Source organism: Streptomyces sp. NPDC058880 (assembly GCF_042742535.1).
Lineage (GTDB): Bacteria > Actinomycetota > Actinomycetes > Streptomycetales > Streptomycetaceae > Streptomyces.
In genome coordinates, this window is sequence record NZ_JBHYMC010000014.1 from 33933 (window position 1) to 46148 (window position 12216).

Genomic DNA, 12216 nt, shown 5'->3' on the forward strand with positions numbered 1-12216 from the left:
GACGATCCCCAACCTGGTGGTCGTGCCGGTCGTGGACGGCAAGGTGAGCTTCTACAACAACCAGGGCACCGTCGACCTGATCGCCGACATCACCGGTTACTTCACCTCGACCGCCGACGGCGCCACGCAGACCAACTTCGGTCCGAAGCGCCTGATGGACACCCGTACCGGCACCGGCGTCCCGGCCGCTCCGGTCGGCAGCGGCGGCGTGGTCACCCTGCCCGTGGCGGGCGTCGACGGCATCCCGGCCAGCGGTGTGAAGGCCGTCGTGCTGAACGTGACGGCGACGAACCCGACGCAGCCGAGCTTCGTGTCGGTGTTCCCGAGCGGCACGGCCCGCTCCAGCGCCTCGAACCTGAACTTCACCCCGGGCCAGACGATCCCCAACCTGGTGGTCGTGCCGGTCGTGGACGGCAAGGTGAGCTTCTACAACAACCAGGGCACCGTCGACCTGATCGCCGACATCACCGGCTACTTCTCGGACAGCCCCACCGGCGCCACGCACGCGAACTTCGGCCCGAAGCGCCTGATGGACACCCGCACCGGCACCGGCGTCCGCAAGGGCCCGGTCACCGGCGGCAGCGTGGTCACGCTGCCCGTGGCGGGCGTCGGCGGCGTTCCGGCCAGCGGTGTGAAGGCCGTCGTGCTGAACGTGACCGCGACCAACCCGACCGAGGCCAGCTTCGTGTCGGTGTTCCCGAGCGGCACGACCCGCACGAGCGCCTCGAACCTGAACTTCACCCCCGGCCTGACCATCCCCAACCTGGTGGTCGTGCCCGTGGTGGACGGCAAGGTCAGCTTCTACAACAACTCCGGTTCCGTGGACCTCATCGCGGACATCACGGGGTACTTCAGCTAGCACGCGCACGCCTCGGCGCAGGTGAGGGGCTCCGCACCGGAAGGTGCGGAGCCCCTCACGCGTGTCGGGCGGGCAGGGGGAGGACCAGGCATGGGCCACGACGACAACAGACCGGGCGCCTCCGACGAGGAGTGGGCCCGTTTCATGGAGCAGGCCGCCCAGGGGGCGGGGGACGCACCGCGGGAGCCCTCGGCGCGGGCGCGCATGGTGACCGAGCGGCTGCGCTCGACCCAGGGGCAGGAGCCGCCCGGCTGGCGCACCGGCCCCACGCCCCGGGAGCGCCGCCGCCCGGGCAGGCTGGGGGCCGCCTTCGCCGTCGCCGCCATCGCGGGGCTCGCGCTGATCGCCGTGCGGCCCGAGCTGGTGATCGACCGGATCACCGGCAAGGAGCAGGCCCGCGAGGACGCGGCGAAGGCGGGCCCGCTCGCCCCGGAGACCGCCCGCCCGAGCGCTCCGCCGCCCTCGACGAACCCGGACCGCCCGACCCTGCAGGACCCCTTCCGCGGCTCCCCGGCCCTGCAGTGGGCGGACGGCGCCGCCGGCATCGAGATCCCGGAGGCCACCGCCGTCGGCGGGGTGCCCGGGGAGAGGATCGCGGAGGCCTTCGTCCACGCCAAGGCGTTCCTGGTAGCGGCCAACCTCGACCCGGCGGTGTTGAAGGGGGCGCGCCCCGAGGCGGCCCTGGCACTGCTGGACCCCAAGGCCGCCGAGACGTCGGAGCACCTGGAGAAGTCCCTGGCGGAGCCGGGCAGGGACCAGGACCCGGTGAACCTGTTCACCCGCTACGACCCGGCGGAGACGAGGCTCGCGGGCGACGTGGTCAAGGTGCGCGGCCGGATGTGGGTGGAGGCCGGCAAGGAGGCGGGCCAGGCCGACGTCCGGCTGGACTACTCGTTCGTCTACCCGTTGGTGGAGGCCGCGGCGGGCGCGGACCGGGTCGAGCGGACCATCGTCCGCCGGGAGATCACCTTCACGGTCGCCGACCCGCGCAGGTGGCGGACCACCCCCGGTCGGCTCACCCTCGCCGACTCCCGCGTCGACCTCGCCAACAGTGCCTGCGAGGTGTACGACGGCTACCTGCACCCGGCCTTCGACGCGACCCCGGAGACCGGGGCCACGCCCTCCGGGCCGCCGCAAGACCCGTACGACCGCAGCAAGGGCATCGACGCGGGGCGTCCGGGGGGCTGTGGGACGGCCTCGCGGACCTGACACGGCCGGCACAGAGGCCCCGCCGCGCGAAGGGCGCGGCGCAGTTTGACCACTCAGCGTGGCGGGGTATTCTCTTCGGCCCGATTGGCCAGGTACGTGTCTCGTATGGCAGACTACTCAAGTTGCTCGGCTGAGTGCCGATGCTGCGCGCCTCCCGCCGGGAGGACCGGAAGCGAGTCCCACAGTACTCGTCGTCCTTAATCTGCCCCTCGGGGCAGCAATGGGGGCGGACGTACGGGAATCTTCTGGGAAGTGTCAGCACGGTGCCCACCAGGCACTCGGTGGGTGTTTCTCCCCCGAAGCGCGGTCATGGGACCGCACCCCCTTGGACGAGGGAATTTCCGTATGGGAATTTTCTGTGGAGGGAGTGCGACACGCCCGACCGCGTGGGTCGGAGGAGAGGCGGCGGGATCCCGTCCCGCAGCCAACCGGGAGCCAGAGCGTTTCCACATAGAGACAGGACTACGGAGTAGCCATGGCGGGACAGAAGATCCGCATCCGGCTCAAGGCCTACGACCACGAGGTCATCGACTCCTCGGCGAAGAAGATCGTCGAGACGGTGACCCGCACTGGTGCGTCGGTCGCGGGCCCGGTGCCGCTGCCCACTGAGAAGAACGTGTACTGCGTCATCAAGTCGCCGCACAAGTACAAGGACTCGCGCGAGCACTTCGAGATGCGCACGCACAAGCGCCTGATCGACATCCTCGACCCGACGCCCAAGACCGTTGACTCGCTGATGCGCCTGGACCTTCCGGCCGGCGTTGACATCGAGATCAAGCTCTGAGAGGCGCGGAGAAGATGGCTAAGCAGATCAAGGGCGTCCTGGGCGAGAAGCTCGGCATGACCCAGGTCTGGGACGAGAACAACCGTGTCGTCCCGGTGACCGTTGTCAAGGCCGGACCCTGCGTCGTCACCCAGGTCCGTACGAACGACATCGACGGCTACGAGTCGGTCCAGATCGCCTTCGGCGAGATCGACCCGCGCAAGGTGAACAAGCCCCTCAAGGGCCACTTCGCCAAGGCCGACGTGACCCCCCGCCGCCACCTGGTGGAGCTCCGCACCTCCGACGCCAGCGAGTACACGCTCGGCCAGGAGATCACTGCTGAGGTGTTCGAGTCCGGCGTCAAGGTTGACGTCACGGGCAACAGCAAGGGCAAGGGCTTCGCCGGTGTCATGAAGCGGCACAACTTCCGGGGCCTCGGCGCCGGTCACGGTGTGCAGCGCAAGCACCGCTCCCCCGGTTCGATCGGTGGCTGCGCCACCCCTGGGCGTGTCTTCAAGGGCATGCGCATGGCCGGTCGCATGGGTAACGAGCGCGTCACCACCCAGAACCTGACCATCCACGCGGTAGACGCGGAGAAGGGCCTGCTCCTCATCAAGGGTGCAGTCCCCGGTCCGAACGGCGGCCTCGTCCTGGTCCGTACCGCGGCCAAGGGGGCTTGAGGTTAATGAGCACCATTGACATCCTTTCGCCGGCAGGCGACAAGGCCGGTACCGTCGAGCTCCCCGCGGAGATCTTCGACGCGAAGACCAGCGTTCCGCTGATCCACCAGGTCGTCGTCGCGCAGCTGGCCGCTGCCCGTCAGGGCACGCACAAGACCAAGACCCGCGGTGAAGTCCGTGGTGGTGGCAAGAAGCCTTACCGCCAGAAGGGCACCGGCCGCGCCCGTCAGGGTTCGACCCGCGCTCCGCAGTTCGCCGGCGGTGGCGTCGTCCACGGCCCCGTGCCGCGTGACTACTCGCAGCGGACCCCGAAGAAGATGAAGGCTGCCGCCCTCCGCGGTGCCCTCTCGGACCGCGCGCGTCACTCCCGCATCCACGTCGTCACCGGCGTGGTCGAGGGTGCCGCCTCCACCAAGGCCGCCAAGACGCTGTTCGGCAAGATCTCGGAGCGCAAGAACCTGCTCCTGGTCGCCGAGCGTTCTGACGAGCTGGCGTGGCTGTCCGCCCGCAACCTGCCCCAGGTTCACATCCTGGAGCCGGGCCAGCTGAACACGTACGACGTGATCGTCTCTGACGACGTGGTCTTCACCCAGGCCGCGCTCGAGTCCTTCGTGTCTGGCCCCAAGGCCGATGAGACCGAAGGGAGCGACGCCTGATGTCTGAGGCGACCGTTACCAGCAAGACCTTCACCGACCCGCGCGACCTGCTGATCAAGCCGGTCGTCTCGGAGAAGAGCTACGCGCTGCTGGACGAGAACAAGTACACGTTCATCGTCGCGCCCGGCGCCAACAAGACCCAGATCAAGCAGGCCGTCGAGGCGGTCTTCTCGGTCAAGGTCACCGGGGTCAACACGATCAACCGTCAGGGTAAGCGCAAGCGCACCAAGACCGGTTTCGGCAAGCGCGCCAACACCAAGCGCGCCATCGTGACCCTTGCCGAGGGCAACCGTATCGACATCTTCGGCGGCCAGGCCTCCTAACGGAGGTCTAGTCGTCCGGAATCGGACGAGGACTGAGAAATGGGTATCCGCAAGTACAAGCCGACGACCCCGGGCCGTCGTGGCTCCAGCGTCGCCGACTTTGTCGAGATCACGCGGTCCACGCCGGAGAAGTCGCTGGTCCGCCCCCTGCACAGCAAGGGCGGCCGTAACAACACCGGTCGTGTGACCGTTCGCCACCAGGGTGGTGGCCACAAGCGCGCCTACCGCGTGATCGACTTCCGTCGTCACGACAAGGACGGCGTGCCGGCCAAGGTCGCGCACATCGAGTACGACCCCAACCGCACCGCGCGCATCGCGCTGCTGCACTACGCCGACGGCGAGAAGCGCTACATCATCGCGCCGCGCGGTCTGCAGCAGGGTGACCGGATCGAGAACGGCCCCACGGCCGACATCAAGCCGGGCAACAACCTCGCGCTCCGCAACATCCCGGTCGGTACCACGATCCACGCGATCGAGCTCCGTCCCGGTGGCGGCGCCAAGTTCGCGCGTTCCGCCGGTGCCTCCGTGCAGCTGCTGGCGAAGGAGGGCGTGATGGCCCACCTTCGTATGCCGTCCGGTGAGATCCGTCTCGTCGACGCGCGCTGCCGCGCCACGGTCGGCGAGGTCGGCAACGCCGAGCAGTCGAACATCAACTGGGGCAAGGCCGGCCGTATGCGCTGGAAGGGCGTTCGCCCGTCCGTCCGCGGTGTCGCGATGAACCCGGTTGACCACCCGCACGGTGGTGGTGAGGGCAAGACCAGTGGTGGTCGCCACCCGGTCTCCCCGTGGGGTCAGAAGGAGGGTCGTACTCGTTCGCCGAAGAAGGCTTCGAACAAGTACATCGTCCGCCGCCGCAAGACGAACAAGAAGCGCTAGGAGCGGGTTTAGATGCCGCGCAGTCTCAAGAAGGGGCCCTTCGTCGACGACCACCTCGTAAAGAAGGTGGACGCCCAGAACGAAGCCGGCACCAAGAACGTCATCAAGACCTGGTCCCGTCGCTCGATGATCATCCCCAGCATGCTGGGTCACACCATCGCGGTGCACAACGGCAAGACCCACGTCCCGGTGTTCGTCACCGAGTCGATGGTCGGCCACAAGCTCGGCGAGTTCTCGCCGACTCGCACCTTCCGCGGCCACGTCAAGGACGACCGGAAGTCGAAGCGCCGCTAAAGGCGGGGTGGTTACGACTATGACTTACACCGAAGGGACAACCATGGAAGCCAGGGCCCAGGCGCGGTACATCCGCGTCACGCCCATGAAGGCCCGCCGCGTGGTGGACCTTATCCGTGGCATGGATGCCACGGAGGCTCAGGCGGTCCTGCGTTTCGCCCCGCAGGCCGCGAGCGTGCCGGTCGGCAAGGTGCTGGACAGCGCCATCGCCAACGCCGCGCACAACTACAACCACCCGGACGCCTCCACGCTGGTCATCAGCGAGGCGTACGTGGACGAGGGCCCGACCCTGAAGCGGTTCCGTCCGCGTGCCCAGGGCCGTGCCTACCGGATCCGCAAGCGGACCAGCCACATCACCGTGGTCGTCAGCAGCAAGGAAGGTTCCCGGTAATGGGCCAGAAGGTAAACCCGCACGGGTTCCGACTCGGCATCACCACGGACTTCAAGTCCCGCTGGTACGCCGACAAGCTGTACAAGGACTACGTCAAGGAAGACGTCGCCATCCGTCGGATGATGACGTCCGGCATGGAGCGCGCCGGCATCTCGAAGGTTGAGATCGAGCGCACCCGTGACCGCGTGCGTGTGGACATCCACACCGCCCGTCCTGGCATCGTCATCGGCCGCCGTGGCGCCGAGGCCGACCGCATCCGCGGCGACCTCGAGAAGCTCACGGGCAAGCAGGTCCAGCTGAACATCCTCGAGGTCAAGAACCCCGAGCTCGACGCTCAGCTGGTTGCCCAGGCCGTTGCCGAGCAGCTCTCCTCCCGCGTCTCCTTCCGTCGTGCCATGCGCAAGAGCATGCAGGGCACGATGAAGGCCGGCGCCAAGGGCATCAAGATCCAGTGTGGCGGCCGTCTCGGCGGCGCCGAGATGTCCCGCTCCGAGTTCTACCGCGAGGGTCGTGTGCCGCTGCACACGCTGCGCGCGAACGTGGACTACGGCTTCTTCGAGGCCAAGACCACCTTCGGCCGTATCGGTGTGAAGGTCTGGATCTACAAGGGCGACGTCAAGAACATCGCCGAGGTTCGCGCCGAGAACGCTGCGGCCCGTGCGGGTAACCGCCCGGCCCGTGGTGCCGGCGCTGGCGACCGTCCCGCCGGCCGTGGTGGCCGTGGTGGCGAGCGCGGCGGCCGTGGTGGCCGCAAGCCGCAGCAGGCTGCTGGTGCCGAGGCCCCCAAGGCCGACGCTCCCGCCGCCGCTCCGGCTGAGAGCACCGGAACGGAGGCCTGACCGACATGCTGATCCCTCGTAGGGTCAAGCACCGCAAGCAGCACCACCCGAAGCGCCGCGGTATGGCCAAGGGCGGTACTGAGGTCTCGTTCGGCGAGTACGGCATCCAGGCGCTCACCCCCGCCTACGTGACGAACCGCCAGATCGAGGCGGCTCGTATCGCGATGACCCGCCACATCAAGCGTGGCGGCAAGGTCTGGATCAACATCTACCCGGACCGCCCGCTGACGAAGAAGCCTGCCGAGACCCGCATGGGTTCCGGTAAGGGTTCCCCGGAGTGGTGGATCGCGAACGTGCACCCGGGCCGGGTCATGTTCGAGCTGTCCTACCCGAACGAAAAGATTGCGCGTGAGGCCCTCACTCGTGCGGCCCACAAGCTGCCGATGAAGTGCCGGATCGTCAAGCGCGAGGCAGGTGAGTCGTGATGGCGACGGGAACCAAGGCGTCCGAGCTCCGCGAGCTCGGCAACGAGGAGCTCGTTGCCAAGCTGCGCGAGGCCAAGGAGGAGCTGTTCAAGCTCCGTTTCCAGGCGGCCACCGGCCAGCTGGAGAACAACGGCCGGCTCAAGTCCGTCCGTAAGGACATCGCTCGCATCTACACCCTGATGCACGAGCGTGAGCTCGGTATCGAGACGGTGGAGAACGCCTGATGAGCGAGAACAACGTGACTGAGAAGACCGAGCGCGGCTTCCGCAAGACCCGTGAGGGCCTGGTCGTCAGCGACAAGATGGACAAGACCGTCGTCGTCGCCGTCGAGGACCGCGTGAAGCACGCCCTGTACGGCAAGGTCATCCGCCGTACGAACAAGCTCAAGGCGCACGACGAGCAGAACGCTGCCGGCGTCGGCGACCGCGTCCTCATCATGGAGACGCGTCCGCTGTCGGCGAGCAAGCGCTGGCGCATCGTCGAGATCCTCGAGAAGGCCAAGTAAGCACCTGAGGGGTTTCCCTTAGGTTCGTTCCGCCAGGCTCGGCGGGGGCTCCGCTCGCGTAGCGAGGCCCCCGCCGGGAACCGGCAGACAAACAGGAGATAGACGTGATCCAGCAGGAGTCGCGACTGCGTGTCGCCGACAACACTGGTGCCAAGGAGATCCTTTGCATCCGTGTTCTCGGTGGCTCCGGTCGCCGCTACGCGGGCATCGGTGACGTCATCGTCGCCACCGTCAAGGACGCGATCCCCGGTGGCAACGTGAAGAAGGGTGACGTCGTCAAGGCGGTCATCGTTCGCACCGTCAAGGAGCGCCGCCGCCAGGACGGCTCGTACATCCGCTTCGACGAGAACGCCGCCGTCATTCTGAAGAACGACGGCGACCCTCGCGGCACCCGTATCTTCGGCCCCGTCGGCCGTGAGCTGCGCGAGAAGAAGTTCATGAAGATCATCTCGCTCGCGCCGGAGGTGCTGTAAGCATGAAGATCAAGAAGGGCGACCTGGTACAGGTCATCACCGGTAAGGACAAGGGCAAGCAGGGCAAGGTCATCGTCGCCTTCCCCGCCGAGAACCGCGTCCTGGTCGAGGGTGTCAACCGGGTCAAGAAGCACACCAAGGCTGGCCAGAACCAGGCCGGTGGCATCGTGATCACCGAGGCCCCGGTCCACGTGTCCAACGTCCAGCTGGTCGTGGAGAAGGACGGCAAGAAGGTCGTCACCCGCGTCGGTTACCGCTTCGACGACGAGGGCAACAAGATCCGCGTTGCCAAGCGCACGGGTGAGGACATCTGATGGCTACCACTCCGCGTCTGAAGACGAAGTACCGCGAGGAGATCGCGGGCAAGCTGCGTGAGGAGTTCTCGTACGAGAACGTCATGCAGATCCCCGGCCTCGTCAAGATCGTCGTGAACATGGGTGTCGGCGACGCCGCTCGTGACTCGAAGCTGATCGACGGTGCCATCCGCGACCTGACGACGATCACCGGTCAGAAGCCGGCCGTCACGAAGGCCCGCAAGTCCATCGCGCAGTTCAAGCTGCGCGAGGGTCAGCCGATCGGCTGCCACGTCACCCTCCGTGGTGACCGTATGTGGGAGTTCCTGGACCGTACGCTGTCGCTCGCGCTGCCGCGTATCCGTGACTTCCGTGGTCTGTCGCCGAAGCAGTTCGACGGCCGTGGCAACTACACCTTCGGTCTCACGGAGCAGGTCATGTTCCACGAGATCGACCAGGACAAGATCGACCGTACCCGGGGTATGGACATCACCGTGGTCACCACGGCGACCAACGACGCTGAGGGCCGCGCGCTCCTTCGTCACCTCGGCTTCCCCTTCAAGGAGGCGTAAGCGAGATGGCGAAGAAGGCTCTCATCGCGAAGGCTGCCCGTAAGCCCAAGTTCGGTGTGCGTGCGTACACCCGCTGCCAGCGCTGCGGTCGCCCCCACTCCGTGTACCGCAAGTTCGGCCTCTGCCGCGTGTGCCTCCGTGAGATGGCTCACCGTGGCGAGCTGCCGGGCGTGACCAAGAGCTCCTGGTAATCACCCTCGTCCGCAAGGACTTGGGCACTACCAGGCACTCTCGGTAAGCATCTGGACGGTGGGTGCCCAGCCGCGCATGCCTTAGGCTTGTGTGGTTGGGCGTCCGCCGCCCTACCGACTTACTACGCCGTAGGTCCCCGTGCCGCACCCGTCCCGCCACCGAGTGGGGAGAGGGATGGCGCATACAGGAAACCCCGGCGAGAGAGGCCGAAGGCCACTTCATGACCATGACTGACCCCATCGCAGACATGCTCACGCGTCTGCGTAACGCTAACTCGGCGTACCACGACACCGTCGTGATGCCGCACAGCAAGATCAAGTCGCACATCGCGGAGATCCTCAAGCAGGAGGGTTTCATCACCGGCTGGAAGGTCGAGGACGCCGAGGTCGGCAAGAACCTCGTCCTCGAGCTGAAGTTCGGGCCGAACCGTGAGCGCTCCATCGCGGGCATCAAGCGGATCTCGAAGCCCGGTCTGCGCGTGTACGCGAAGTCCACCAACCTGCCGAAGGTCCTCGGCGGCCTGGGCGTGGCGATCATCTCCACGTCCCACGGTCTCCTGACCGGCCAGCAGGCAGGCAAGAAGGGCGTAGGTGGGGAAGTCCTCGCCTACGTCTGGTAGTCGGGAACGGAGGAAAAGCAATGTCGCGAATCGGCAAGCTCCCCATCCAGGTTCCCGCCGGTGTGGACGTCACCATCGATGGCCAGACGGTCAACGTGAAGGGCCCCAAGGGTTCTCTCGCGCACACCGTTAAGGCGCCCATCGCAGTTGTCAAGGACGAGGACGGCGTTCTGAACGTCACCCGTCCGAACGACGAGCGTCAGAACAAGGCCCTGCACGGCCTGTCCCGCACGCTGGTGGCGAACATGATCACCGGTGTGACCACGGGATACGTCAAGGCTCTCGAGATCAGCGGTGTCGGTTACCGCGTGGCCGCGAAGGGCTCCAACCTGGAGTTCCAGCTCGGCTACAGCCACCCGATCCTGGTGGAGGCGCCCGAGGGCATCTCCTTCAAGGTCGAGTCGCCGACCAAGTTCTCGGTCGAGGGCATCGACAAGCAGAAGGTCGGCGAGGTCGCCGCCAACATCCGCAAGCTGCGGAAGCCCGACCCGTACAAGGCCAAGGGTGTCAAGTACGCCGGCGAGGTCATCCGCCGCAAGGTCGGAAAGGCTGGTAAGTAGCCATGGCATACGGTGTGAAGATCGCCAAGGGCGACGCGTACAAGCGCGCTGCCAAGGCTCGCCGCCACATCCGCATCCGCAAGAACGTCTCGGGTACGGCGGAGCGTCCGCGCCTCGTCGTGACGCGTTCCAACCGCAACATCGTTGCTCAGGTCATCGACGACCTCCAGGGCCACACCCTGGCGTCGGCGTCGACCCTGGACGCTTCGATCCGCGGTGGCGAAGGCGACAAGAGCGCTCAGGCCCAGGCTGTCGGCGCGCTCGTCGCCGAGCGCGCCAAGGCCGCGGGCGTCGAGACCGTCGTCTTTGACCGCGGTGGCAACCGATACGCCGGGCGCATTGCCGCTCTGGCTGACGCCGCCCGCGAAGCCGGGCTGAAGTTCTAAGCCCCGGTTCCGGGACTCACGGACGTAACAGAGAGAGGTAATCCAATGGCTGGACCCCAGCGCCGCGGAAGCGGTGCCGGTGGCGGCGAGCGGCGGGACCGGAAGGGTCGCGACGGTGGCGCTGCCGCCGAGAAGACCGCTTACGTTGAGCGCGTTGTCGCGATCAACCGTGTCGCCAAGGTTGTCAAGGGTGGTCGTCGCTTCAGCTTCACCGCGCTCGTCGTGGTGGGTGACGGTGACGGCACCGTAGGTGTCGGTTACGGCAAGGCCAAGGAAGTTCCCGCGGCCATCGCCAAGGGCGTCGAGGAAGCCAAGAAGAACTTCTTCAAGGTTCCCCGCATCCAGGGCACCATCCCGCACCCGATCCAGGGCGAGAAGGCGGCCGGCGTTGTCCTGCTGAAGCCTGCTTCCCCCGGTACCGGTGTTATCGCCGGTGGCCCGGTGCGCGCCGTTCTGGAGTGCGCCGGCGTTCACGACATCCTGTCGAAGTCCCTCGGCTCCGACAACGCGATCAACATCGTGCACGCGACCGTGGAGGCCCTCAAGGGCCTGCAGCGTCCCGAGGAGATCGCGGCTCGCCGTGGTCTGCCCCTCGAGGACGTCGCTCCCGCGGCTCTGCTCCGTGCGCGCGCTGGGGCGGGTGTCTGATGGCCCGCCTCAAGATCACGCAGACGAAGTCGTACATCGGCAGCAAGCAGAACCACCGCGACACGCTGCGTTCGCTCGGGCTCAAGCGCCTGAACGACGTCGTCGTCAAGGAGGACCGCCCCGAGTTCCGCGGAATGGTGCACACCGTCCGCCACCTCGTGACGGTTGAGGAGGTTGACTAATCATGGCTGAGAACAGCCCGCTGAAGGCTCACAACCTCCGTCCCGCCCCCGGCGCCAAGACCGCGAAGACCCGTGTGGGTCGTGGTGAGGCGTCGAAGGGTAAGACGGCTGGTCGTGGTACCAAGGGTACGAAGGCCCGCTACCAGGTTCCGCAGCGCTTCGAGGGTGGGCAGATGCCCCTCCACATGCGCCTGCCGAAGCTCAAGGGCTTCAAGAACCCGTTCCGCACCGAGTTCCAGGTCGTCAACCTGGACAAGCTCAGTGCTCTCTACCCCGAGGGTGGAGAAGTCACGGTGGCCGACCTGGTCGCCAAGGGCGCGGTTCGCAAGAACAGCCTCGTCAAGGTCCTGGGCCAGGGCGAGCTCTCCGTGGCGCTGCAGGTTTCGGTTGACGCCGTTTCCGCTTCCGCCAAGGAGAAGATTGCCGCTGCCGGCGGCTCTGTCACCGAGCTCGTCTAAGACGGATTCAGTG

Annotated in this window: 22 protein-coding genes and 1 pseudogene; all 23 read left to right on the forward strand. The window is 66.9% G+C overall.

Features of this window, described 5'->3' with window-relative positions:
* A pseudogene (locus tag ACFW2G_RS11065) lies at positions 1-859 on the forward strand (hypothetical protein); the annotation flags it as partial.
* Positions 860-949: 90 nt separating this feature from the next.
* On the forward strand, positions 950-2068 hold the full coding sequence (locus ACFW2G_RS11070) for a hypothetical protein (RefSeq protein WP_384581329.1): 1119 nt from the start codon (positions 950-952) through the stop codon (positions 2066-2068).
* A gap of 475 nt (positions 2069-2543) precedes the next feature.
* Positions 2544-2852: a 30S ribosomal protein S10 gene (rpsJ, locus tag ACFW2G_RS11075; protein WP_003948644.1), complete on the forward strand. Its 309-nt coding sequence runs from the start codon at positions 2544-2546 to the stop codon at positions 2850-2852.
* Between the two features lie 14 nt (positions 2853-2866).
* The gene (gene rplC, locus ACFW2G_RS11080) at positions 2867-3511 is read left to right on the forward strand and encodes a 50S ribosomal protein L3 (protein ID WP_007265899.1); all 645 of its coding nucleotides are present in this window, start codon (positions 2867-2869) and stop codon (positions 3509-3511) included.
* Between the two features lie 5 nt (positions 3512-3516).
* Positions 3517-4167: a 50S ribosomal protein L4 gene (gene rplD, locus ACFW2G_RS11085; protein ID WP_037918933.1), complete on the forward strand. Its 651-nt coding sequence runs from the start codon at positions 3517-3519 to the stop codon at positions 4165-4167.
* On the forward strand, positions 4167-4490 hold the full coding sequence (gene rplW, locus ACFW2G_RS11090) for a 50S ribosomal protein L23 (RefSeq protein WP_007265901.1): 324 nt from the start codon (positions 4167-4169) through the stop codon (positions 4488-4490). The genes rplD and rplW overlap by 1 nt, the downstream gene beginning before the upstream one ends.
* Before the next feature lie 39 nt (positions 4491-4529).
* A complete protein-coding gene (gene rplB / locus ACFW2G_RS11095; protein WP_030026325.1) occupies positions 4530-5366 on the forward strand; it encodes a 50S ribosomal protein L2 in 837 nt (278 codons plus the stop codon).
* A gap of 12 nt (positions 5367-5378) precedes the next feature.
* Positions 5379-5660: a 30S ribosomal protein S19 gene (gene rpsS, locus ACFW2G_RS11100; RefSeq protein ID WP_007265903.1), complete on the forward strand. Its 282-nt coding sequence runs from the start codon at positions 5379-5381 to the stop codon at positions 5658-5660.
* A 43-nt stretch (positions 5661-5703) separates the two neighbouring features.
* Positions 5704-6051: a 50S ribosomal protein L22 gene (gene rplV / locus ACFW2G_RS11105; RefSeq protein WP_007265904.1), complete on the forward strand. Its 348-nt coding sequence runs from the start codon at positions 5704-5706 to the stop codon at positions 6049-6051.
* Complete coding sequence (rpsC, locus tag ACFW2G_RS11110; protein WP_007265905.1) at positions 6051-6890, forward strand: 30S ribosomal protein S3; 840 nt, start codon at positions 6051-6053, stop codon at positions 6888-6890. The genes rplV and rpsC overlap by 1 nt, the downstream gene beginning before the upstream one ends.
* Before the next feature lie 5 nt (positions 6891-6895).
* Entirely contained in the window at positions 6896-7315 is a 420-nt protein-coding gene (rplP, locus tag ACFW2G_RS11115; RefSeq protein WP_030653642.1) for a 50S ribosomal protein L16, read from the forward strand.
* The gene (gene rpmC / locus ACFW2G_RS11120; protein WP_007265907.1) at positions 7315-7539 is read left to right on the forward strand and encodes a 50S ribosomal protein L29; all 225 of its coding nucleotides are present in this window, start codon (positions 7315-7317) and stop codon (positions 7537-7539) included. Before rplP ends, rpmC begins: the two co-directional genes overlap by 1 nt.
* A complete protein-coding gene (gene rpsQ / locus ACFW2G_RS11125; RefSeq protein ID WP_030008467.1) occupies positions 7539-7820 on the forward strand; it encodes a 30S ribosomal protein S17 in 282 nt (93 codons plus the stop codon). Before rpmC ends, rpsQ begins: the two co-directional genes overlap by 1 nt.
* A 104-nt stretch (positions 7821-7924) precedes the next feature.
* Positions 7925-8293 (forward strand): 50S ribosomal protein L14, encoded by a 369-nt coding sequence (rplN, locus tag ACFW2G_RS11130; protein ID WP_003956455.1) that lies wholly within the window; start codon positions 7925-7927, stop codon positions 8291-8293.
* 2 nt (positions 8294-8295) lie between these two features.
* Complete coding sequence (rplX, locus tag ACFW2G_RS11135; protein WP_030026329.1) at positions 8296-8607, forward strand: 50S ribosomal protein L24; 312 nt, start codon at positions 8296-8298, stop codon at positions 8605-8607.
* Positions 8607-9158, forward strand: a complete 552-nt coding sequence (gene rplE / locus ACFW2G_RS11140) for a 50S ribosomal protein L5 (protein WP_030026331.1) — start codon at positions 8607-8609, stop codon at positions 9156-9158. The genes rplX and rplE overlap by 1 nt, the downstream gene beginning before the upstream one ends.
* A gap of 5 nt (positions 9159-9163) precedes the next feature.
* Positions 9164-9349 (forward strand): type Z 30S ribosomal protein S14, encoded by a 186-nt coding sequence (locus tag ACFW2G_RS11145; RefSeq protein WP_003956452.1) that lies wholly within the window; start codon positions 9164-9166, stop codon positions 9347-9349.
* Positions 9350-9570: 221 nt separating this feature from the next.
* Complete coding sequence (gene rpsH / locus ACFW2G_RS11150) at positions 9571-9969, forward strand: 30S ribosomal protein S8 (RefSeq protein ID WP_007265911.1); 399 nt, start codon at positions 9571-9573, stop codon at positions 9967-9969.
* A gap of 20 nt (positions 9970-9989) precedes the next feature.
* On the forward strand, positions 9990-10529 hold the full coding sequence (gene rplF, locus ACFW2G_RS11155) for a 50S ribosomal protein L6 (RefSeq protein WP_030653648.1): 540 nt from the start codon (positions 9990-9992) through the stop codon (positions 10527-10529).
* A 2-nt stretch (positions 10530-10531) separates the two neighbouring features.
* Positions 10532-10915: a 50S ribosomal protein L18 gene (gene rplR, locus ACFW2G_RS11160; protein WP_030026334.1), complete on the forward strand. Its 384-nt coding sequence runs from the start codon at positions 10532-10534 to the stop codon at positions 10913-10915.
* A 45-nt stretch (positions 10916-10960) separates the two neighbouring features.
* Positions 10961-11563, forward strand: coding sequence for a 30S ribosomal protein S5 (gene rpsE, locus ACFW2G_RS11165; protein ID WP_007265914.1), 603 nt, complete (start codon positions 10961-10963; stop codon positions 11561-11563).
* Positions 11563-11745 carry a 50S ribosomal protein L30 gene (gene rpmD, locus ACFW2G_RS11170; protein WP_005313525.1) on the forward strand — a complete coding sequence of 61 codons (183 nt, stop codon included), beginning with the start codon at positions 11563-11565 and terminating at the stop codon, positions 11743-11745. The genes rpsE and rpmD overlap by 1 nt, the downstream gene beginning before the upstream one ends.
* 2 nt (positions 11746-11747) lie before the next feature.
* Entirely contained in the window at positions 11748-12203 is a 456-nt protein-coding gene (rplO, locus tag ACFW2G_RS11175) for a 50S ribosomal protein L15 (RefSeq protein WP_384447042.1), read from the forward strand.
* Positions 12204-12216: the final 13 nt, after the last annotated feature.

Bases quoted from the DNA above. Each gene is read 5' to 3' on its own strand.
- ACFW2G_RS11070 (WP_384581329.1), top strand. From the start codon at position 950: ATGGGCCACGACGACAACAGACCGGGCGCCTCCGACGAGGAGTGGGCC.
- rpsH (WP_007265911.1), top strand. From the start codon at position 9,571: ATGACCATGACTGACCCCATCGCAGACATGCTCACGCGTCTGCGTAAC.
- rplD (WP_037918933.1), top strand. From the start codon at position 3,517: ATGAGCACCATTGACATCCTTTCGCCGGCAGGCGACAAGGCCGGTACC.
- ACFW2G_RS11145 (WP_003956452.1), top strand. From the start codon at position 9,164: ATGGCGAAGAAGGCTCTCATCGCGAAGGCTGCCCGTAAGCCCAAGTTC.
- rplF (WP_030653648.1), top strand. From the start codon at position 9,990: ATGTCGCGAATCGGCAAGCTCCCCATCCAGGTTCCCGCCGGTGTGGAC.
- rplO (WP_384447042.1), top strand. From the start codon at position 11,748: ATGGCTGAGAACAGCCCGCTGAAGGCTCACAACCTCCGTCCCGCCCCC.
- rpsQ (WP_030008467.1), top strand. From the start codon at position 7,539: ATGAGCGAGAACAACGTGACTGAGAAGACCGAGCGCGGCTTCCGCAAG.
- rpsS (WP_007265903.1), top strand. From the start codon at position 5,379: ATGCCGCGCAGTCTCAAGAAGGGGCCCTTCGTCGACGACCACCTCGTA.
- rpmC (WP_007265907.1), top strand. From the start codon at position 7,315: ATGGCGACGGGAACCAAGGCGTCCGAGCTCCGCGAGCTCGGCAACGAG.
- rplB (WP_030026325.1), top strand. From the start codon at position 4,530: ATGGGTATCCGCAAGTACAAGCCGACGACCCCGGGCCGTCGTGGCTCC.
- rplV (WP_007265904.1), top strand. From the start codon at position 5,704: ATGGAAGCCAGGGCCCAGGCGCGGTACATCCGCGTCACGCCCATGAAG.
- rplX (WP_030026329.1), top strand. From the start codon at position 8,296: ATGAAGATCAAGAAGGGCGACCTGGTACAGGTCATCACCGGTAAGGAC.
- rplE (WP_030026331.1), top strand. From the start codon at position 8,607: ATGGCTACCACTCCGCGTCTGAAGACGAAGTACCGCGAGGAGATCGCG.
- rpsE (WP_007265914.1), top strand. From the start codon at position 10,961: ATGGCTGGACCCCAGCGCCGCGGAAGCGGTGCCGGTGGCGGCGAGCGG.
- rpsJ (WP_003948644.1), top strand. From the start codon at position 2,544: ATGGCGGGACAGAAGATCCGCATCCGGCTCAAGGCCTACGACCACGAG.
- rplW (WP_007265901.1), top strand. From the start codon at position 4,167: ATGTCTGAGGCGACCGTTACCAGCAAGACCTTCACCGACCCGCGCGAC.
- rpsC (WP_007265905.1), top strand. From the start codon at position 6,051: ATGGGCCAGAAGGTAAACCCGCACGGGTTCCGACTCGGCATCACCACG.
- rplP (WP_030653642.1), top strand. From the start codon at position 6,896: ATGCTGATCCCTCGTAGGGTCAAGCACCGCAAGCAGCACCACCCGAAG.
- rplR (WP_030026334.1), top strand. From the start codon at position 10,532: ATGGCATACGGTGTGAAGATCGCCAAGGGCGACGCGTACAAGCGCGCT.
- rplC (WP_007265899.1), top strand. From the start codon at position 2,867: ATGGCTAAGCAGATCAAGGGCGTCCTGGGCGAGAAGCTCGGCATGACC.
- rpmD (WP_005313525.1), top strand. From the start codon at position 11,563: ATGGCCCGCCTCAAGATCACGCAGACGAAGTCGTACATCGGCAGCAAG.